This window comes from Arcobacter aquimarinus, assembly GCF_013177635.1.
GTDB lineage: Bacteria > Campylobacterota > Campylobacteria > Campylobacterales > Arcobacteraceae > Aliarcobacter > Aliarcobacter aquimarinus.
In genome coordinates this window covers 1,614,792-1,636,389 of record NZ_CP030944.1, presented here as the reverse complement: position 1 = coordinate 1,636,389, position 21,598 = coordinate 1,614,792, and the positions used below count along the sequence as shown (strand labels likewise).

Annotated in this window: 20 protein-coding genes; 16 read left to right on the top strand and 4 right to left on the bottom strand. The window is 26.5% G+C overall.

What is annotated here, in order from left to right; genetic code table 11:
• Positions 1-183 precede the first annotated feature (183 nt).
• From AAQM_RS08225 to AAQM_RS08175, 11 genes are all read left to right on the top strand, one after another.
• Positions 184-1,419, top strand: coding sequence for a hydrogenase small subunit (locus AAQM_RS08225; protein ID WP_129095658.1), 1,236 nt, complete (start codon positions 184-186; stop codon positions 1,417-1,419).
• Complete coding sequence (locus AAQM_RS08220) at positions 1,419-3,161, top strand: nickel-dependent hydrogenase large subunit (protein ID WP_129095657.1); 1,743 nt, start codon at positions 1,419-1,421, stop codon at positions 3,159-3,161. The genes AAQM_RS08225 and AAQM_RS08220 overlap by 1 nt, the downstream gene beginning before the upstream one ends.
• Before the next feature lie 19 nt (positions 3,162-3,180).
• Entirely contained in the window at positions 3,181-3,861 is a 681-nt protein-coding gene (locus tag AAQM_RS08215; RefSeq protein ID WP_129095693.1) for a cytochrome b/b6 domain-containing protein, read from the top strand.
• Between the two features lie 75 nt (positions 3,862-3,936).
• Positions 3,937-4,524, top strand: coding sequence for a hydrogenase maturation protease (locus AAQM_RS08210; RefSeq protein ID WP_129095656.1), 588 nt, complete (start codon positions 3,937-3,939; stop codon positions 4,522-4,524).
• The gene (locus AAQM_RS08205; RefSeq protein WP_228722691.1) at positions 4,490-6,040 is read left to right on the top strand and encodes a Kae1-like domain-containing protein; all 1,551 of its coding nucleotides are present in this window, start codon (positions 4,490-4,492) and stop codon (positions 6,038-6,040) included. The genes AAQM_RS08210 and AAQM_RS08205 overlap by 35 nt, the downstream gene beginning before the upstream one ends.
• Positions 6,041-6,058: 18 nt before the next feature.
• A complete protein-coding gene (gene hypF / locus AAQM_RS08200) occupies positions 6,059-8,305 on the top strand; it encodes a carbamoyltransferase HypF (RefSeq protein ID WP_171920697.1) in 2,247 nt (748 codons plus the stop codon).
• A 311-nt stretch (positions 8,306-8,616) separates the two neighbouring features.
• Entirely contained in the window at positions 8,617-9,033 is a 417-nt protein-coding gene (locus AAQM_RS08195; protein ID WP_171920696.1) for a hypothetical protein, read from the top strand.
• Between the two features lie 108 nt (positions 9,034-9,141).
• Complete coding sequence (locus AAQM_RS08190) at positions 9,142-9,978, top strand: universal stress protein (RefSeq protein WP_129096153.1); 837 nt, start codon at positions 9,142-9,144, stop codon at positions 9,976-9,978.
• Positions 9,979-9,980: 2 nt separating this feature from the next.
• The gene (locus AAQM_RS08185; protein WP_129096154.1) at positions 9,981-10,331 is read left to right on the top strand and encodes a P-II family nitrogen regulator; all 351 of its coding nucleotides are present in this window, start codon (positions 9,981-9,983) and stop codon (positions 10,329-10,331) included.
• 9 nt (positions 10,332-10,340) lie between these two features.
• Complete coding sequence (locus AAQM_RS08180) at positions 10,341-10,727, top strand: CBS domain-containing protein (RefSeq protein WP_129096155.1); 387 nt, start codon at positions 10,341-10,343, stop codon at positions 10,725-10,727.
• Between the two features lie 3 nt (positions 10,728-10,730).
• Positions 10,731-12,212 carry a DUF1538 domain-containing protein gene (locus tag AAQM_RS08175; protein ID WP_129096156.1) on the top strand — a complete coding sequence of 494 codons (1,482 nt, stop codon included), beginning with the start codon at positions 10,731-10,733 and terminating at the stop codon, positions 12,210-12,212.
• 36 nt (positions 12,213-12,248) lie between these two features.
• Here the strand turns inward: AAQM_RS08175 and AAQM_RS08170 are convergent, their stop codons facing one another.
• Entirely contained in the window at positions 12,249-13,076 is an 828-nt protein-coding gene (locus tag AAQM_RS08170) for a universal stress protein (RefSeq protein WP_129096157.1), read from the bottom strand.
• Between the two features lie 130 nt (positions 13,077-13,206).
• Here AAQM_RS08170 and AAQM_RS08165 point away from each other — a divergent pair, with 130 nt between their 5' ends.
• Positions 13,207-14,682: a potassium/proton antiporter gene (locus AAQM_RS08165; protein ID WP_129096158.1), complete on the top strand. Its 1,476-nt coding sequence runs from the start codon at positions 13,207-13,209 to the stop codon at positions 14,680-14,682.
• Here AAQM_RS08165 and AAQM_RS08160 read toward each other — a convergent pair.
• Both AAQM_RS08160 and AAQM_RS08155 read right to left on the bottom strand, forming a co-directional pair.
• Complete coding sequence (locus AAQM_RS08160; RefSeq protein WP_129096159.1) at positions 14,652-15,050, bottom strand: DUF3010 family protein; 399 nt, start codon at positions 15,048-15,050, stop codon at positions 14,652-14,654. The genes AAQM_RS08165 and AAQM_RS08160 overlap by 31 nt on opposite strands.
• Positions 15,051-15,143: 93 nt before the next feature.
• The gene (locus AAQM_RS08155) at positions 15,144-15,401 is read right to left on the bottom strand and encodes a hypothetical protein (protein WP_129096160.1); all 258 of its coding nucleotides are present in this window, start codon (positions 15,399-15,401) and stop codon (positions 15,144-15,146) included.
• A 103-nt stretch (positions 15,402-15,504) separates the two neighbouring features.
• Here AAQM_RS08155 and thiI point away from each other — a divergent pair, with 103 nt between their 5' ends.
• Positions 15,505-16,986, top strand: coding sequence for a tRNA uracil 4-sulfurtransferase ThiI (gene thiI, locus AAQM_RS08150; protein ID WP_129096161.1), 1,482 nt, complete (start codon positions 15,505-15,507; stop codon positions 16,984-16,986).
• Positions 16,987-17,028: 42 nt separating this feature from the next.
• The gene (locus AAQM_RS08145; RefSeq protein ID WP_129096162.1) at positions 17,029-18,921 is read left to right on the top strand and encodes a YdgA family protein; all 1,893 of its coding nucleotides are present in this window, start codon (positions 17,029-17,031) and stop codon (positions 18,919-18,921) included.
• A gap of 27 nt (positions 18,922-18,948) precedes the next feature.
• Here AAQM_RS08145 and AAQM_RS08140 read toward each other — a convergent pair whose 3' ends face one another.
• Positions 18,949-19,257, bottom strand: coding sequence for a DUF3817 domain-containing protein (locus tag AAQM_RS08140; RefSeq protein WP_129096163.1), 309 nt, complete (start codon positions 19,255-19,257; stop codon positions 18,949-18,951).
• A gap of 85 nt (positions 19,258-19,342) precedes the next feature.
• Here AAQM_RS08140 and AAQM_RS08135 point away from each other — a divergent pair, with 85 nt between their 5' ends.
• Together AAQM_RS08135 and AAQM_RS08130 are read left to right on the top strand one after the other, a co-directional pair.
• Positions 19,343-20,851 carry a B12-binding domain-containing radical SAM protein gene (locus AAQM_RS08135; RefSeq protein WP_129096164.1) on the top strand — a complete coding sequence of 503 codons (1,509 nt, stop codon included), beginning with the start codon at positions 19,343-19,345 and terminating at the stop codon, positions 20,849-20,851.
• On the top strand, positions 20,851-21,555 hold the full coding sequence (locus AAQM_RS08130; protein ID WP_129096165.1) for a DUF481 domain-containing protein: 705 nt from the start codon (positions 20,851-20,853) through the stop codon (positions 21,553-21,555). Before AAQM_RS08135 ends, AAQM_RS08130 begins: the two co-directional genes overlap by 1 nt.
• Positions 21,556-21,598: the final 43 nt, after the last annotated feature.

The following is a 21,598-nucleotide window of genomic DNA, read 5'->3' as shown; positions in this document are numbered from 1 at the left end:
ACACTTAAGTATTTTTCGAACAAAAAATTAAACTATTTACCATAAAACCATACCTTAAAATCATACCTTTAAAGATTGCTACTTCTATGCTATGAATAATCATTCATAAATTAAGTTTACTATAAGTTGTTAATTGTTAGTTTACAAAAAGTAAATGAACATTCATTTTAAGGAGTGAAGAGTATGATTGATTCAACACAGATGGTAAAAAAAATTTTTACCCAAAAATCAGGAAGAGTAGAAACAAATAAAGGTGAAGAGTATTATAACTCTTTATTTGAAAAAGCAAAAAGTAGATTAAAATCTTTAAGAGTACAACCAGCACTTAGAGATGTTGATATTATGGATGTTCTAGAAACAGAAGGTGTAAATAGAAGGGATTTTATGAAGTGGGTTAGTGCAACAACTGCCACACTTATGCTTCCTCCTATGTTTGCACCACTTGTGGCAGAAGCAACTGAACTTATGAACAGAGTTCCAGTAATTTGGATTGAATTACAAGATTGTGCGGGAAATACTGAGGCATTATTAAGAAGTAGTGCTCCAACAGTTGATGATTTATTATTTGATGTTTTAAGTTTAGAGTTTCACCATGCATTAATGGCATGTGCAGGGCATGATGCTGAACATCAATTAGATGAAGCAATGGAACATTTTAAAGATAAATATTTACTTTTTGTAGAGGGTTCAATTCCTACGGGTATGAATGGAAATTATGGAACTATTGGACCTGCTGGTGAGACTTTCCAAGAGCATTTAATGAGATTATCAAAAGATGCTGCAGCTATTGTTGCTGTTGGAACTTGTGCTACATTTGGTGGAGTTCCAGCAGCTGCTCCAAATCCAACAAAAGCAGTTGGAGTTATGGATTTAGTAAGAGGAAAACCTGTGGTTAATATTCCTGCTTGCCCAGCAAATCCAGCTAATATGGTAGGAGTTGTACTTCATTATGTTTTAACAGGTCAAATTCCAGAACTTGATTCATTATTAAGACCAAAATTTGCATTTGGTTATAGAATTCATGATAACTGTGAAAGAAGAGCTCACTTTGATGCTGGTGAATTTGTTGAAGAGTGGGGAGATGAAGGTGCTAAAAATAACTGGTGTTTATATAAAGTAGGGTGTAAAGGTCCAATGACTTTTAACAATTGTTCAATTATTAGATATAACGAAGGTACAAACTGGCCAATTGGTGCAGGACATGGATGTATTGGGTGTTCTGAGCCAGATTTTTGGGATAAATATGCTTATCAAAGACCAATGGCTAATGCTAATATAAAACCTCCTACAGGTGGAGTTGAAAGAACAGTTGATGAGTTTGGTCTTGGATTATTAACAGCAACTGCTATAGGTATTGGAGTTCATGCAGTAGCTTCTGTTGTAGCTAATAAAAAATCAAAAGAAGAAGAGGAAAAATAATGGCACAAAAACATTTAGTAATAGATCCAATTACAAGAATAGAGGGACATCTTAGAATTGAAGCAATCATTGATGAAAATAATGTTGTTACTGATGCTTACTCTTCTTCTACGATGTTTAGAGGTATAGAAGAGATTTTAAAAGGAAGAGATCCAAGAGATTGCGGACTTTTAGCTATGAGAATTTGTGGAGTTTGTACAGGAACTCACTATCAAAGAAGTATAGAAGCTGTTGAACATGCTTTTGGAGTAACTATTCCAAAAAATGCAAGGCTAGTGCGAAATTTAATTCAAGGTGCCTTATATTTACATGACCACGTAGTACACTTTTATCATCTTCATGCTCTTGATTGGGTTGATATTACAGAAGCTTTAAAAGCTAATCCAAAAGCAACTGTTCTTGAAGCTCAAAAGTGGGCATCTTTATCAGGACAAAGAGCTTGGAATGCAAGTGAAGATACATATATTCAAGTTCAAGAAAGAGTTACAAAATATGTAAAACAAGGAAGACTTGGAATTTTTGGAAATGCATATTGGGGAAGTAAAGGATTTAAGCTTACTCCTGAACAAAATTTAATAGGATTATCTCATTATTTAGATGCTTTAGAACTACAAAGAGATATGGCAAAAATGATGGCTATTTTTGGTGGTAAAAATCCACATCCACAATCTTTTGTAGTGGGTGGAGTAACTTGTGTTCAAGATATTAAAAACCCTGCAAGAATAGCAGAGTTTAAACAACTTTTAAAAAGAAGTAGAAAGTTTATAAAAGAGGCATATTTACCAGATGTTTATATGGCTGGAACTATGTATGCTGATGAAGCTTTAGAAGGAATTGGTGGAGGAATTGGAAACTTCATGTGTTTTGGAGACTTCAACTTAGATGATTTACCATTTTATAAATCTTCAAAACTATTCCCTGCAGGAATTGTAAAAAATAGAGATTTATCAAAAGTTTATGAAGTTGATCAAAGTAAAATTACTGAAGATGTAACTCATGCTTGGTATGAGGGAACTACAAATCTCCACCCTTATGATGGAGTTACAAAACCAAACTATACAGGATTTGGGAAAAAAGAGAATAATATTGCTTATTTAGATACTAAAAATAAATATTCTTGGATTAAATCTCCATTGTATGACGATGAAAGAATGGAAGTAGGACCACTTGCTAGAATGATAGTAGGAGTTGCAAACAAAGATGAAAGAATTTCTAAATATGTAACAACTTTCTTAAAAAATGGAAATCTACCAACAACTGTTTTATTCTCAACAGTAGGAAGAACAGCAGCACGTGCAATCGAAACTGAACTTATGTCTGATGTTATGATGGATTGGGTTGATGAGTTAGCTTCAAATGTTGCACATGGTGATTTATCAACATGGACAGAATTTAATTTTGATAATGTTTCAAAAGATGCTCAAGGTTATGGAATGGCTGAAGCACCAAGAGGTGGATTAGGTCACTGGGTAAAAATAAAAGATGGAAAAGTTGCAAATTATCAAGCAGTTGTTCCATCAACTTGGAATGCAGCACCAAGGGATTATAAAGGAAGACTGGGAGCTTATGAAGCTTCATTGATTGGTACAAAAGTAGCAAATCCAGATCAACCACTAGAGATTTTAAGAACTATCCATAGTTTTGATCCTTGTATTGCTTGTGCTGTTCATATTATTGATACTAACGGTAAAGAGTTAGGAGTTTATAAAGTAGATCCAATTGGAGGAACTAGCCGTGCCTAAAATTAAAGAGGTTAAAAGAATGACTGCTACTATGAGAATCATACATTGGGCTAATGCTATATGTATGATAATAGCAGTTATAACCGGTTTATATATAGGTTACCCTTATTATCAAACATTAATAGCTGATCCTGCAGTGGATAAGTATGTAATGGCTTGGAATAGATGGTGGCATTTTATGGCAGCAATTATCTTCGATGTTACTGCTATCATAGTTGGTTATTTATATTTCTTTTCAAGATTTGAAAAACCTTATAAAAAATTAATTCCAAATAAACAAAATATTGTTGAATTTTGGGAAGTATTTTTAAATTTAATTACTTTTAATAGAAGAAAAAAATTTGATTCATCACATAGTGATAGTTATAATATTGTGTTTTTTACAATTTTCCATTTATTATTAGTATTTATGTTGTTTACAGGACTTCAACTTTATGTACATGGTCTAGCTTCAGGGGAGAGTTCAATTGGAACTTGGTGGCCTTGGATGCTTCATTTAGTTACAGATTGGACACTTTATGTATTTGGTGGAAATATGGGAGTTAGAATTGCTCATCATTATTCAATGTATTTTATACTTGTTTGGGTAATGTGTCATATTTATTATCAAATTTGGAGAACAATTTTTTGGAAAGAGGGCGATATAGCCATTGTTATAGGTGGAAGTAAATTTGTAAAAGAAGAAGATAAAAAGGACTAAGCAAAAGCTTAGTCCTTTAACTTTTTTATAAGTTTAAATAGTAAATTTATAAAAGAGTTATAAAGGATAAATACTATGAAAAATATAGTTATTGGTGTTGGAAATATGCTTTTTAAAGATGAAGGCATTGGAATTTATGCAAGTGAGTATATAAGACAAAATTACGAGTTTGATGATGAAACCTTAGAGATTATTGATGGTGGAACATTAGGCTTTAAATTAATGACATATTTTCAAGAGTATGATAATGTAATTATTTTAGATACAGTTTCTATTGAAGATGAGGTAGGAGGAATTTATAGACTTCCTTCTGATGTTCTTTTAGGACTTGGAAACTATAGAAAAACAGCCCATGAGGTTGAAATAGTGGAGATGTTAGAAATTGTATCTGTTTTAGATTCTCATGCAACAGTGACAATTATAGGAATAATCCCAGAAGATATAATAAGTGTTGGGATAGGACTTACAAAAACTATGGAAGATAAATTTGAAGAGTTTATTTTAAATGGTATAAAAGAGATAGAAAGTCTTGGTATAAAAGCTAAAAAAATAAATAATATACCAATTAGTGATGTTGTAAAAAGTATGATAGGAAGTTATAATGGAGAACATTTAACTAGAATTCCAAATGAAGAAGATTTTACCCATGCAATTAATTTATAAAATAGAGTTTAATACTACAAATTTATACTTCAAACATATTATTGAAGATTTAATAAAAGAGGCAAACATAAATGGTGTTTGTAAACAATATAAAGGTTTTATTTTAATTATTTTAGAAGAAACAGCACAAAATATTGAGAGTTTTTTTGCACTTTTAGAAAAGAAACTTCCTGTTTCTATATTTATTGGAAATTCTTATGTTATTGAAAGTTATGATGAGAGTTTAGAAGAGTTAGAAGATTTTGGAATAAAACAAAATTTAAGTTTATTAACAAATGAAGCAATAAAAGAGATAATAGAAGAAAACAATATAGATTTTTTAAATGATATATTAAAAATCACAAAGGGTGAAGTTTCAAGATTTGAGACTCATAATGGTTTAAAAGATATTTTTTTACCAAATAAAGATTTAAGAGAAGAGTTTGAAAATAGAGGTTATGAAATAAAACTTTTAATAACAGATACATCAAAACTTGATGAAATTTTTGAATTAAATATAAAAGATTTTCAGCTTCTTTGCTCAATTGAGCGACCTTTAGTAAAGTTAAAATTTAAAATGTTTAAAAATGCAAATAAAGAGTTTTCATCAACAAACTTTATATATGCAAAAATACCCGATGATAAAGAGACAGTTTTATTTGCACGAGCTTTAAAAGAACAGGGTATAAATTATGTTTTATATGCAAATGATGAAGTTTATCAAGATGGATTAAAAGTTACATATACCAAAGAACAAAATATTATTATTTGTGGAGATAAAGGATTATTCCCAAAATATGATTTTATTGCAAAGAAAAAATTTAACTCATCAAAAGAGTATTTTTTAGAAAACGGTGGAGTTTATAAGGCTATTTTAGCTCAAACTGCAAAAAGATTAATACCAACTATTGGTGTATATTTCTCTTTAAACGCAAAAAATAGCTCAATTAGTATAAACATACCAACAAAGGGTATAAAAGAGGTTATATCTATTCCAAATATCCACAATAGCATAAAGAATTGTTTTGAAGAGATAATGGATATAGATGAACATTGTGCTAGATTGATTACAAACTTTAGTAAAAAGTTTCCAAATATTTTAGAAACGGAAGTTTCAAGCAATACTAATGGTTTTGAATCAATCATAAATATGTGTGCTAAGGTTTTATCTATTAGCAATGCCAAAGAGTTTGAAGATATAGCTTTAAGTACTAATCTTTCAAGTGGAATACAAATAGATATGAAACTTGTAAATCTTGATGGGGTGAATTATTTAGATTATAGAAGAATAGTACAATCAATAATGGCTTATAAAATGGCAGATGTTGATAATGTGACACTTATATACTCTTTTTATGAGAGTTTAAGTGAGTTTATTTGTAATTATGTAAATGAAATAGCAAAAGAGACAAAAGCGAAAGATGTTGTTTTTTGTGGAAATATGTTTGCAAACTCTATTTTATTATCTAAAACTACAAAAACATTGAGTAAAAACTACAATATTATCCTTCCTAAAGAGTATCCTTTAGATTATTAAAATATCTGAAAGGTTTATATGAGAACTTTTAAACTACAAATAAAAGGTATAGTCCAAGGTGTAGGATTTAGACCTTTTGTTTATAATCTTGCTTTAAAACATCACATAAAAGGGTGGGTTAATAACGATGATAAGGGTGTAAATATTTTACTTTATGCTTCTTATTCAAATATAAATTTATTTATAGAAGAACTAAAACAAAACCCTCCAAAACTTTCAAAAATAAATGAAATAAATATAGAAGAAATAACTTTTTTAGAAGAGTTTAAAAGCTTTGAAATTAAACAAAGTTTAAATACAAATAATAAGTCAACTATCATATCTGCTGATATAGCAATTTGTGATGAATGTATAGAAGATATCAATGATGTGTCTAATCATAGATACAATTATACTTTAACAAATTGTATAAATTGTGGTCCTAGATACTCTATTATTAATACAGTTCCTTATGATAGATGTAATACTTCTATGAAAGAGTTTTTATTATGCCCAAAATGTAAAGATGAATATAAAAATCCTTTAAATAGAAGATATCATGCACAACCTGTTTCTTGCGAAGTTTGTGGACCAAATTTAACTTTGCATGACAAAAATAATATAAAAATATCATACAATTTAGAAGCTATTAAAAAAACTGCTAATTTAATCAATCAAGGATATATTTTAGCTGTTAAAGGAATGGGTGGTTTTCACCTAATATGTGATGCAACAAATGATAAAGTTGTAAATATGTTAAGATGTATTAAGAATAGACCAACTAAGCCTTACGCTCTAATGTTTAAAGATATTAATAGTATTAAAAATTATACAAATCTAAATTTGGAAGAAGAAAAGATTTTGACTTCAAAAGAGAAACCTATAGTTCTTCTGGAAAAAAAAGAAAATAGCTCAATATCTTCTTTTGTTGCTCCAAATGTAAATAAATTAGGATGTTTTATAGCTTATACAGGAATACATCATTTATTGTTTAGATATATAGATAAACCCCTTATTGCAACCAGTGCAAACTTAAAAGATGAACCAATTATAAAGACTAAAGAAGATATTTTTACTAAACTAGTAGATATTATAGATTTTGTTCTTGATTATAATAGAGAGATTGTAAATAGTTGTGATGATTCTATTATACAAGTTGTTAAAAAATATAATATCAAATTAAGAAACGCTAGAGGATATGCTCCAACACTAATAAAATTAAATGAAAAATTAGACAAAAAGATTTTATCTCTTGGAGCAAATCAAAAATCAACAATAAGTTTGGCTTTTGAAAATAATTTAATTTTATCTCCTTATATAGCAGATTTAAACTCTATTGAATCAATTGAATATTTTATTCGTACAATAGAAACATTTAAAAATTTTTATAATTTTAAACCAGATGTTGTGATTTGTGATAAACATCCAAACTATGAATCAACAAAATTTGCTTTTAAACTAAAAGAAGAAAATCCAAATATAAAATTGGTACAAGTTCAACATCATTATGCCCATATTCTTTCTGTAATGGCTGAAAATTCTCTTGATGAAGAGGTTTTGGGTTTCGCTTTTGATGGAACTGGTTTTGGTGAAGATGGGAATATTTGGGGAGGTGAAGTTTTAATAGCCTCGAGAAAAGAGTATAAACGAATTAAGCATATAGAGTATTTTAAGCTATTAGGTACAGAAATAGCCATTAAAGAGCCAAAAAGAGTAGCTTTATCTTTGTTATTTGATATTTTTACTTTAGAAGAGATATTAAATTTAGATATTCCTACAACAAAAGCATTTAGTCATACCCAAATCAAAACTTTACATACAATGTGGCAAAAGGGTTTAAATGCACCTTTATGTAGCTCTATAGGTCGTTTATTTGATGCTATCTCATCTTTTGCAGATATTTTACACACTCAAACTTATGAGGGTGAAACAGGGCTTCAAATCGAGTTAAATTATGATAGTTCTATAAATGCTTGTTTTTCTTATGAAATTTTGGAAAAAACTATAGATATTAAACCTATGATAAGAGAAATAATAAAAGAAAAAGATAAAAAAACTATTTGTTCAAAATTTATAAATACTCTTGTTAATATAATTTTAGAAATTTCAAATTCTTACAAAAATCTTCCAGTTATTTTAAGTGGAGGAGTTTTTCAAAATAAAATTTTACTTGAACTTTTGATTGATAAATTACAAGAAGAGGGTAGGATTTTTTACTTTAATGTTGATGTTCCATCAAATGATTCAGGTATTAGTATAGGGCAAATATATCATCAATTTATGTAAAGTAAAAAAGATGAAGAAAAAACTACTTTATATAAAAATAAAATATATACAAAATTTATATATTTAAAATATATTTATAGATATACATTATGTAATAAAAATATTTTAAATAGCTATAATATAGGTTATTTTATAAAAAATAATTTTTTTAAAAAAGCATCAAAAATTATCTTAAAATTTTAAATTTATAATCAAAAAATATTTATATAATTTGTATAATATATAAATTAAAATAAATTATACATATTTGAAAAATATAAACATAAATTTATATTGTGTTATAATAAAAATAAACATAAGGAAACAAAATTATGATTAGAACAACTTCTTTAATATCTGATGAAAATGGATATAAAAAATACAATTTATTTGAGATACAAGAAGATTTGATTGCTATAATTGCTGATGATTATCTAAGTTATGCATCAAAAGATTTTAAAAAAGAGTCATATTGTGAGTTGATGTATAAAAAGAATTTTTATGATAAATATGATGTTGAAGTATATAAAGATGTTTATGAAAAATATATAAATAATGAAAAATTTAAACAAAAGGCAAAATTTATTTATAGTATCATTGATTATGATAAATATGTGGATTTTGTAGAAAAAAATCAAACAATAGAAAATCCAAATGAGCTTATTATTTCATATAGTGTTGTTGATAGTGATGGCGTAAAAATAAATATATATAATATTGGTATTTCTGATATAGCTTTTGTATTTTAGTTTCTTTTGGAAATTTTAATTTAATTTATTTTGTTTTTTTATAAAAAATAACTATTTGTTAACTTTTTTGTTTTAGAATCTAGCTAAATGTAATAAAAGGAATATCTAATGAATAAAAGTAGATTATTAGTTTTAAATGATCTTAGAGAATTTACATCAACTATTGCAAAAAAATCAATATTTTTAGCAAATAAATATAATAAAGAATTGGACGTTTTGCATATTGAGGATGAATCATTTTTGAGATTTTTCAAAGAAAAAACAGAATGTTCTTTGGAAAGAAGTAAAGAGATATTAAAAGAGTACTATGAAAACAATGCAAATATTTATTGTAAATGTGGAAATTTTATAGAAATAATAAAAGAACACATATCAAAAAATAATATTTCAACAGTTATAGTTGGTTTTAAAAGAGAGAGAACTTTTTTTGAAGATATTTTTAATGGTTCAAATTTAAATTCAATTATTAGAAAAGTAGATTTACCAGTATTAGTTATAAAAACAGAAGATACTCCAAATTACAAAAATATTTTAATACCTACGGATTTATCAGAATCTTCAAAAAAAAATATTGAGTATTTAGTTAATCTTTTCCCTGAAGCTAATTTTCATATAGAGCATTATTATAAAACATTTTTTGAAGATAGAATTAAGTTGTATGGTTTTGATGATGATGAAGTTCATGATTTTGTAGATTTTTATGCTACAGAAGCGGAACTAGAATTAAATAAATTTGTAGAGAGTTTAAATATACCTCAAGAGATTAAAATTTTTAAAAAAGCAAAAAAATTTATTGATATTAAATCTATGGTTGATGAATCAATAGAGTATAAAACTATTGATTTATTAAGTTTATCTGTTAGTAGTAGTTTTAGTATTTTCTCTTTTGATTTATTGGAACACTCAACAAAAGATGTAATCATTTATAAAATTTTAGAGGATTAAAAGTGAAATTTGTTAATTTAATGGTTATAACATCTGCTGAAAATGAAGATGCTATAAAGAATATTGCGAAAGATTGTGGTGCTGATGGAGCTACTGTAATTCAAGGAAGAGGAAGTAGTTCAGGAAGTAAAAAAAGCTTTTTTTCTTTGACTTTTGAGGGAAATCAAACAATTGTTAATTACGTTTTGGAAGAAAAGTTGTCTAAAAAAGTATTAAGAGCTATTAATAAAATGATTTTAGATGATGAACTTAGTTGCGTAGCTTTTACCATGCCAATTTCTCATATCGTTGGATTAGATAGGGAAGTTTTAAGAAAATTTGAAGATACAATAAAAAAAGAAGATGATTTATAAGGGAAAAAAATGTTAGTTGAAGAATTGATGAAAAAAAATGTTACAACGATAAAACCATACGCTACTTTAAAAGAGGCATTAAAACTTATGAAAGAGAAAAATTTAAAAGTTTTAATTGTTGATAAAAATTCACCTTCAGATGCTTATGGGATTATTACAAATACACAAATCTTAAAAGCGATAGTTGCTGAAGATGGAGATATAGAATTATTAAATGTATATGATTTATATAATAAACCAGCTTTTAGTGTATCTTCTAAAATAGATGTGAAATATGCTGCAAAAATAATGATTGAACATAATATAAAAAGAGTGGTAGTAACAGATAATAATGAACTTTTAGGAGTTTTATCAATCACTGATTTAACAAACTATTTAATGACTTGGGTGGAATAAAAATTGTCTGATTTAATAAAGCAATTTAGACATACTTTTATTGAATCTACTATTAATTTAATTCCTATTCTTTTGATTATTGTAGGGTTTCAATTATTTGTATTTCAAAGTGTACCTGAAAATGTAATCTCTATTTGCATAGGTTTTTTTATCGTAATTATTGGAGTTACATTTTTTTTGATGGGTTTAGAAATAGGAATTTTCCCTCTAGGAAATAATCTTTCAAGTGAATTTTTGGAGAGAAAATCCATATTTTTATTTGCTTTATTTGGTTTTTCTTTGGGATTTAGTGCTTCTATTGCAGAACCTGCGATTATAGCTGTTGCTTCTCAAGCAGGAGAGATATCAAAAGGGGCTTTGGACCCATTAACCTTAAGATTGATTATTGCTATAAGCGTTGGGTTAATTACAGCTTTTGGAATAGTGAGAACTATTTTAGGTTGGAATATAGCAGTTATTATTGTAGTTGGATATGTGATGGTTTTAGTAATCACATATTTTACACCACCAGCTATTATTGGACTTGCTTATGATTCAGGAGGAGTTGCTACAAATGTTGCAACAGTTCCATTGATTGTAGCTTTAGGTATAGGAATAGCTTCGGCACTTCAAGGAAGAAGTGTTTTAAAAGATGGTTTTGGATTTGTAGCACTTGCTGCTATTACTCCAATGATTAGTATTCAACTTTATGGGATATTTGCACTTGGAAGTGATTTTGGAACTCAGGCTATAGAATTTGTTTCAATTGTAGAAGATGAAGCACATTATGAAGAGGGTTTTACAATAATCAAGGTAATTACTGATTTATTTAAAACTTTTCTAAATTTAGTGCCTATAATTGCTACAATTTTAATATTTCAATATTTAGTTATTAAAAAACCTTTGGCAAATATTTCAGGAGTTATTTTTGGATTTATATTTTTAGTTATTGGTTTATATGGATTTATTGTTGGAATAAAACTAGGACTTTTTCCTATTGGAGAATCAATAGCTGGAAATTTAGTTCAAATGAAAAATGTATTTTTTATCTATTTATTTGCATTTTTAATTGGTTTTGGAACAACTATGGCAGAACCTGCTTTGGTTGCTGTTATAAAACAAGCTGATAGAATGTCAAGTGTTAGATTAAATGTGATTGTTATTAGATTTCTTGTTGCTATTGGTGTTGGTTTTGGTATTTTATTTGGGGCATATAAAATTGTAAATGGTTATAATATTTGGCTTTTGATAACTATTTTATATAGTATAGTTGTTATTTTAACTATTTTTGCTCCAAAACAGATAGTTGCTTTTGCTTTTGATTTAGGAGGTGTTACAACTTCTGAAATTACAGTTCCTATTGTTACAGCTTTTGGAATATTTTTAGCTACAAATATTGAAGGTAGAAATGTTTTAATGGATGGATTTGGACTTATAGCATTTGCTTCAGTGTTTCCTATGATTACTGTTATGAGTTATAGCATAATTATGAATTTAAAAAAATAATAATATAAAAGCTTTTTGCTTTTATATTATTAAACTCTATGAGTTTACTTTTTTAATTAAAATATTTGTTTTTGAATATTCAACTAAATAAAAGGCAAAAAAGCTAAAAAATCCTGTTGTATGAATAGCTAAAAGGTCAGTTTTTAAATCTTTTGAATCTTTTAAAAGTTTTTTAACATCTAAAATACCCTCTTTTATAATAAGTTTTTTCTTATTTGTAATTTCTAAAGAATTAAAAAAATCTTCTGCTTCTTTGATTAAATCTTTTTTGATTTCCTTTTGATATTCACTTATCTCTTTTTTATTTAAATTAAAATTATAACCTCTTTCATAAGGTAAAGAGTAAGAATAATATATTTTTATTTTAGCTTCAGGAAAAGCTGAACTTACTTCATAAATATATTTTTTTGATTCAGGTGATAAATCACTAGGAATCAAAATATTTTTAAAAGAGATTTCATCTTTTGATTTTATTATTAAATTTAAAGTTTTAAGATTTCTAACTATATCTTTTGTGTTTGAATTTTCAAAAAAACTATATATAAAATCATTTTTTTTACTATTTCCTAAAATAGTAAATGAAATCATTAACTTTTCAGTATAAAGTGCAATTTGTTCTTCTAAATCACCCTCAACACATATAAATTGTTCCTCTTTTAAAATAGGAAATTTTTTCTTTAATAATTTAAAACCCTCTGTTTTAGCTATTTCTATATCTATTTTTTCCTGAAATAATTTATCTTCAATAACATGAATTATAAATAATTCATCTTCTTTATTTTCTATATATTTTAAAACATTTTTGATAATTTTAAAACTTTTTTTAGAAAAATCTGTAGCTAATAAAAGTTTACTATTAGTCACGAAAAACTCCTTTGATTAAATATTATTTATTCTAGCATAAGGTAGAAATATTATCAACTTTATAGATTATTTTAATTTAAATTTTTTCTGATATAATTTTTATTATTTACAGATAACAAAGAAGGATTTTATGGACTCTATAGAACTATATTTACTAATAACAGCTTTTTTAATGCTTTTAAGTGTTGCTGCTAGTAAACTCTCTACTAGTTTTGGAATTCCTTCTTTATTTATATTTTTAGGTCTTGGAATGTTAGCAGGTTCTGATGGAATACTTGGAATCTATTTTGATAATGTACAGTTAGCTCAAAATATTGGAACTTTAGCTTTAATATTTATATTATTTGGTGGAGGATTAGATACAGCTTGGAAAGCTATTAAACCTGTATTAAAAGATGGTTTAATACTTGCTACTTTGGGAGTTTCTTTAACTGCTTTTTTTGTTGCTATTTGTGTTTATTATCTACTTGATTTTACTTTTTTAGAAGCCTTGCTTTTAGGAGCTATCGTATCTTCAACTGATGCAGCGGCTGTATTTGCAATATTAAGAGCAAAAGGAATTGCTTTAAAGAAAAAGTTAGGTCCTCTTTTAGAACTAGAATCAGGAAGTAACGATCCTATGGCAATTTTTCTAACAGTTGCTATTTTACAAATTTTGATGTTACCTCAAAGTTCTTCAGCAATTGAATGGATTGGAACATTTTTTTTACAGTTTTTAATTGGCGGAGCTTTAGGCTTTGTCTTTGGGTATTTACTACCTCCTATTTTAAATAGAATACATTTAAGCTTTTATGGGCTTTATCCTGTATTTACAATAGGATGGGTTTTATTTTTATTTGCTTCTTCTTCTATGCTTGGGGGAAATGGATTTTTAGCTGTTTATCTTGCTGGAATTGTTGCAAATACAAAAGAGTTTGTACACAAAAAAAATCTAATTGGTTTTCATGATGGTTTATCATGGATTATGCAAATTGCTGTTTTCTTAGCTTTAGGACTTTTGGTATTTCCTTCTCAACTTCCTGATGTTGCTCTTTATGGTTTAGCTATTGCTTTTTGGTTGATGTTTGTAGCAAGACCAGCTGGAGTTTTTTTAAGTACAATGTTTAGTTCATTTAGTTTAAAAGAAAGAACTTTTATCTCTTGGGTTGGACTAAGAGGTGCTGTTCCTATTATTTTAGCTACATATCCTTATTTACAAGGATTTGAACAATCTAATCTAATTTTTAATATTGTATTTTTCGTAGTATTATTTTCTATCTTAATTCAAGGAGCAACTTTACCTTTTGTTGCGAAGTTATTAAAAGTTGAATCAAAAAGTAAAGATTTCAAACCTGAAAATGTTGTCGCTTCTCCACTTTTCTATCATACTTTAAAACAATTTTATATAGAAGAGAATTCAAAAGTTATAGGATTAAGTATTGTTGAGTTAAATTTACCAGCTGATTTTCTAATTCTTTTGATAAAAAGAGAGAGTGAATACATAAAACCAACAGGTTCTACTATTTTAGAAGAGAATGATATGTTGTTGATTCAATGTAACAGCGAAAATAGATATAAAAAAGTTTTAAAAAATTTTCAAGTTGATAAAACTTTAGCTACTAAATAAGCTTGCTCTTGATATTTTTTTAACTCTTTTGGGAACTCTATTTGATTTTTCTTTTCAAAAGCACTAATAGTATTAGAAGATATTAATTCAACTTCACAATGTGGATTTAGTTGAATTAATCCTTCCATTTTAAAAGTTACAGCACCACCTGAAAAAGCACCTTTTTTTGCTCTTTTTTTTATAAATATCTTTTCTATTTGATTTTTTTGTAAAAAATCCAAAAATTCATTACAAAACTTTCTAATATCTTCTTGTTTTTCATCATCTTCTAAACTAATTTTTTTTATTTTAATATCAATATATTTATTATTATTTAACACAACTAAAATTGTATTGTTAGCTTTTAATTCAATTCCACAAATATTCATTTTTTTACCTTTTATTAATATTATGGAATTATAGAAAAGAATTTTTCTTTATTTTGATTTTATTGCATTTTGTAATAAAAAGATAATTTTATTTTAGTACTCTTCTTCCTCTTCCGCATCTGTATCACAACAATAAATACACTCTTCATCAAAATATGAGTATTCATCATAACAATAGAATTTATTACAACTTTCACATTTAAAACAGTCATATTTTTTTGAAAGTATTTGTTCTAATTCTTCTTCTTTCATATTATTTGTTTTTGCATACTCTTCAAAAAGTGCTAAAACATTCTCATTTTCATCATTTTTTAACTCTTTTGCTAAATCTTCAAGTGTATCAATATCCATTTTTATCCTTTTTTATAAATGAAAAATTATTATGTCAAAAAGTTCATATAATCCCTCTTATGTTATAATCTAACATAATAAAAACAAAAGGTCTTCTTAGAAAATGGATAAATCTCAAATCAAAACTCAAAAGTTTATCATCAAATATTTCACAGAAATTATGATAAAAGGAACAACAGCAAAAAGACAAATGATAGCTCAGGTTTATAATAACCTAAATAATATGCTAACAAAAATTTCAAAAGAGATACAAATAAAAAAATTTTTTGATAAAGTAGAAATTATTTGTCCAATTGAAGTGGTTGAACAAGTGAGAATAAAATTACTTGATACTCCAGGTATTGAGCAAATTTTAGAAGCTATTCAAATAGATAATATGAGTAGTTTAGATGATATAAAAGAAAAAGTAAATGAAGTTATGAAAGATGAAATCATCGGTAAAACTTTTGTTGTAAGAGCAAAAAGAACAGGAACACAAGAGTTTAAATCAATGGATATTGAAAAAACTGTTGGTGGATACATGCTTGCTATGAATGAAGGAAAAACAAAAGGTGTTGCTTTAAAAAATGCTGATGTTACTATTCTTATTGAACTTGAACACTCTCAATTAAATATTATTACTCAAAAGCATTTGGGATTAAGAGGTTTTCCTATTGGAACACAAGGAAGTATATTATCTTTGATGTCAGGTGGATTTGACTCAACAGTTGCTTCTTATCTTACAATGAAAAGAGGAATTAAAACACACTTTATTTTCTTTAATCTTGGTGGAATTGCTCATGAAATTGGGGTAAAACAAGTAGCTTATTATTTATGGAATAAATTTGGAAGTTCTCATAGGGTTTCATTTATTAGTGTACCTTTTGATGATGTAGTAACAGAGATTTTTAAAAGTGTAAGTCAACCTTATATGGGAGTTATGTTAAAAAGACTTATGTTAAAAGCAAGTGAAAAAATAGCTGATAGTTTAGGTATTGATGCTTTAGTAACAGGAGAGAGTGTTGCTCAAGTTTCAAGTCAGACATTAAGAAATCTAGCATTGATTGACCAATGTACAAATAAACTTGTTTTAAGACCACTTGCAATGATGAGTAAACCTGATATTATTGATATAGCTAATAAGATAGGAACAAGAAGATTTGCTGAATCTATGCCTGAATATTGTGGCGTAATTTCAAAAAATCCAGTAACCCATGGAAGTTATGAAAGAATGGAAAAAGAGGCAAATGCTTTTGATTACTCTATTTTAGATGAAGCTGTTAAAAAAACAGTTTTTGTAAATGTAGATGAAATAGACCAAGATGTAAATGAAATAGGGCAAATGGAGATAGTTACTGATTTAAATAGTGGAGATTATACTGTTATAGATATTAGACAAACTTCTGATTGTATAGAAACTTCATGTGAAACTTTAAAAATTCCATTTTATGAGTTGAAAAATGAGTTAAAAAAACTATCTCAAGATAAAACTTATCTGTTCTATTGTGAAAAAGGAATAATGAGTCAATTACATGCACAATATTTAAGAGATAGCGAAGGTTATACAAATATAAAAGTTTATAGACCAAATATAAAGTGTAAATAAATTCGATATAATATTATTTTTATAAATTTTAAAAGGAAAAGTATGAAAAAGATTTTTTTAGGAATAGTTATTGTTTTAGTAACTATTTTTGTAGGGTGCTTAGGATTTAAATTTGTTGTAAGTAGCAAAATTGAATCTAAAATAGCAGAGCTGAATAGCAATGGGTTTGTTGTAAAACATGAACAAAATTCACAAAAATTTAAAACTTTTGGAAGTGGTCAGATAGAAGTTATCTATCCAGATAAAGTAGCTTCATATTTGTTTAATGAGATTGAAGATAAGGATTTAAAAAAATCTTTAGAAAAACAGTTTTTATTACTTGATAGAACTACAAAAGATGAATTATTTGAAGGAGTTACTTTTGATTATGATTTTGTAATTAATAATATAACTTCAAAGCTTGATTTAAATGTTTATTTGACTAAATTATCTACAAGAACTACTTATAATTTAGCACAAACTTACTCTTATTATGCAAATACTCAAAAAGTTTGGTTTGATGAATTATTAAAAGAGAAAAAATTACATTTGAATATTGATGAAAAAGGAAATTATAAACTTTCTGATATAAATTTTGTGATTCCAAATAAGGCATTTTTTACATTTAGAGATATTTTTGGAAACAAATCTAATATGAAAATCGGTTTAGTTAAAATTTCTGATGTATATAATGACGCTTATACAAAAGGTAGTTTAGTTATAGACAATATAGATATGGATTATGTTTCAAATAAAGATAAAAAAACTTCAAAAATTAATATAGGAAACTTAGAATTTGCAGATGCAAAGGAGTCATTTAAAATTAAAAATTTAACTATGGATTCTAACTCTTTAATAGATAAAGAGAATATTTCAGGAAATAGTAAGATTTCTTTTGATGAAGTTGTTGTTGGAAAAACTGCTATATTAAATAAAACATCAATGGATATAAGTTTTGATAAAATTCCATTTAAAAAATATGAAGAGATGATGGATTCTTTATATTCAAATAATGTAAATTTTGAAAAACAATATGATGAGTTTTTAAAAGCATTATCTCAAAATAGTATTACTTTATCTTCAAAAGGTGAAGCAACTAATTATGTAATTTCAGAAAAAAAATATTTTGATACTTTAAAATATGATGCAACACTTTCACTAAATAAAAATATTCCTTCTATAAAAGATATAAAATCTATAAAAGATATCTTTGAAGTTATTAAATTTACAGTTGATATGGATAATGAATCTGCAACAAATTTAATAAATGATTTAAGTAAAAGTGATGTTAAATTTACTTTTGTTGATACAGAAGACAAAAATATAAAAAGATTTGAAACAGAATTAAAAACAGATGGAATTTATATAAATGGAATCAAAGCTTTAGATGAAAAAGAATTAGAATTCCCATCTAAAAATTATGATACTTTATCTTATGATGGGATTAGTGGTGCTAATACTCAAGTTACTTCTAGTTATGAATTAATAAATGATAATCTTTTAAGAGTTTCTTTTAAATATACTCCAAATATGGAAGTTATTTCAGCGGGAGGAATTGCTGTATCTTTCCCTCAACTAAAAGATGCTTCAAAAATAAAAGCACATAATACTAAGAGCTTTGATAAAATTGATTATTATACAGCTGGAAATGAAATTTATAGTGGTATGTTAGGAAAAAATGTAAAAGCTGAATATCTAATGGTTGAAGGTTGGGATGAAAACTGGACAGACCCAAAAGCTACAAAAGAGTTTAGTTTAGATATAGATATTACAGATATGAAAAATAGTTATTTAGAAATAAATTTAAGAGGTGGAGCATTGAATGAAACAGATTCTACTAAAAAGTATTCAGAATTAGCTCCTGATGAAAGTCAAAGTTTTACAAAAGACCAACAAAGTTATCCTGTAAATATCGCAGATATTGATTTGTACACTATTACAAATGGTGGAAAATAAAAATATTAAGGTTTTTTAACCTTAATATTAAATCTCTTGAGTTTTTGGTGGGTTTTTCATAATGATTTTTTCAATTGGAATAAACCCAAATGGTATTAATGAATAAATAAACAATTTAATATTTAAAGCCAAACTCCATCTATATCTATTAGCTGCTAATGCTAAAGTTAATACAAAAAGAATAAAAAGTATTCCGTGCGTCATTCCTACAATTTTTACAGCTAATGGATAATCAAATATATATTTAAGTGGCATTGCTATTAAAACTAAAATTAAATAAGAGATTCCCTCTATAATAGAGATTACTCTAAATCTTGAAAATGTATTTTCTAACATAACTCTCCTTTAAAATAATGGTGCAAGTATATTTAAGATTGATTTATGAAAAGTTAATATCAATAACTTTGTGTTACAATCGCGAATGAAAAATATAATACTTACTACACTAAACGCAAGATATTCTCATACCTCTTTAGGATTGAGATATTTAATAGCAAATTTAAAAGAATTAAAAGAACAAGCAGAAATATTAGAGTTTGTAATAAACTCATCAGTTCAAACAATAGCAGAACAAATCCTAGAAAAAAAACCAAAGATTATAGGAATTGCTGTTTATATATGGAATGCTTTTGATGTTGGAGAACTTGTAAAAGTAATAAAAAAAGTATCTCCAAATACAATGGTAATTTTAGGAGGTCCTGAAGTTAGTTATACACCTCTTAGAGTAAATTTTGATATGGCTGATTATATTATTTGTGGAGAAGGAGAAGTTAGCTTTTACAACCTTTGTAAAGAACTTTTAGAGGGGAATTGTACTCAATCACGAGTTATAAATTCGCCAAAAGTTGATTTTGAAAAAATAGCTTTACCTTATGATGATTACACAGATTTTGATATAAAAAATAGACATATTTATGTTGAAAATGCAAGAGGTTGTCCTTTTGAGTGTGAATTTTGTCTTTCATCAATTGAGACAAAAATGAGATATTTAGATATTGATATTTTTTTAGAACAAATCGAAAAATTATGGATTCGAGGTGCTAGAAGTTTTAAATTTATTGATAGAACTTTTAATATCAAAATCTCTTATGCAAAGGCTATTTTGAACTATTTTTTAGCAAAAAAAGAGGATTATTTTTTACACTTTGAAGTTATACCTGATAATTTCCCAGAAGAATTAAGAGATTTAATTAAGCAGTTTAAAGAGGGATGTTTACAACTTGAAGTTGGTATTCAAACTCTAAATTTAGATGTTGCAAAAGAGATAAGAAGAAATTTAAAAATAGATAAAATCAAAGATAATTTAAGATTTTTATCACAAGAAACACACGCTCATATGCATATAGATTTGATTATTGGGCTTCCTAGTGAAAGTATTGAGAGTTTTGGAAAAAATCTAAATCAACTCTATACTCTTTCAACAGGAGAGATTCAAGTTGGAATTTTGAAAAAACTATCTGGGACTACTCTTGATAGGCATGATAAAATATATGGTATGGTTTATAATGATTCACCTCCTTATGATATTTTACAAAATGATTTGATTAGTTTTTCACAAATGCAAGAGATGAAAAGATTTGCTAGATTTTGGGATATTGTATATAACAGTGGAAATTTCCAAAAAACAACAGCTTTACTTTTTGAAGATGGAAAAGTGTTTGAAAATTTCTATGATTTATCAAAATGGTTATATAAAAGAAGTGAATCAACTTATAAGATTTCCCTTGATAGAATGGCAGAATTTTTATTTGAATATATGTCAAAAAATCATGATAAAGAGTTAATTGCAAATACAATTTTAGAAGATGTTATGAAAGTTGGTGGAAGAAAAATTCCTCCATTTTTGAAAAAAATTATTCCAGAAACTTATGATTTTGCTCAAAAAGATGTATCAAAAGCTAATAAAAGACAACAGCTAAGGAGTAATTAATGAAGAGTTTTATAAAACAAATCTCTTTTTTATTTATTATTACAACTTCTTCTTTTGCTTTACATTTTGATAGGCATTTAGAGTTATCTTACGTTAAAACAAGTGGAAATAGTAATACAAATACTTTTTCCGCAAAACTTGAAAGCACTACAAAAATAACAGGAAAAGGAAGTTTTAAAGCAAAAGGAAGTGTTTTATATAGTGAAAATAATGAACAAAAATCAGCTAATAAATATGATATTGAAATAGATTATTATCATATGTTAGGTGAAAAAATTTATTCATATATTGGAGCAAATTATGTGAAAGATCAATTTTCTGATTATGATTATAGATTAAATATAGGTCCTGGTATTGGATATAATTTTTTTGAAAATGAAATTCAAAATTTGGATATTCATGTAGGATTAGATTATGCTTTTGATAAATATAATAGTTCCAAAAAAGATGAATATGTTGCACCAAGAAGTGAACTAAATTATAGGCATAAAATAAATGAAAATTTAGAATTTAAACAGATGCTAAATTATCTAATTTCTATAGAAGATAGCGATAAATATTTTATTTCAAGTGAATCATCATTGGCTGTAAAAATGACACAAAATCTATCTTTGGGAGTTAGCTATAGGCTTGACCATATAAATAAAACTGAAAAAGAAAAAACAGATAGAAAGTTTTTGACTTCTTTGATTATGGATTTTTAGGATTTAAATGAATTATAATAAAATAATTTTTACATTACTTATG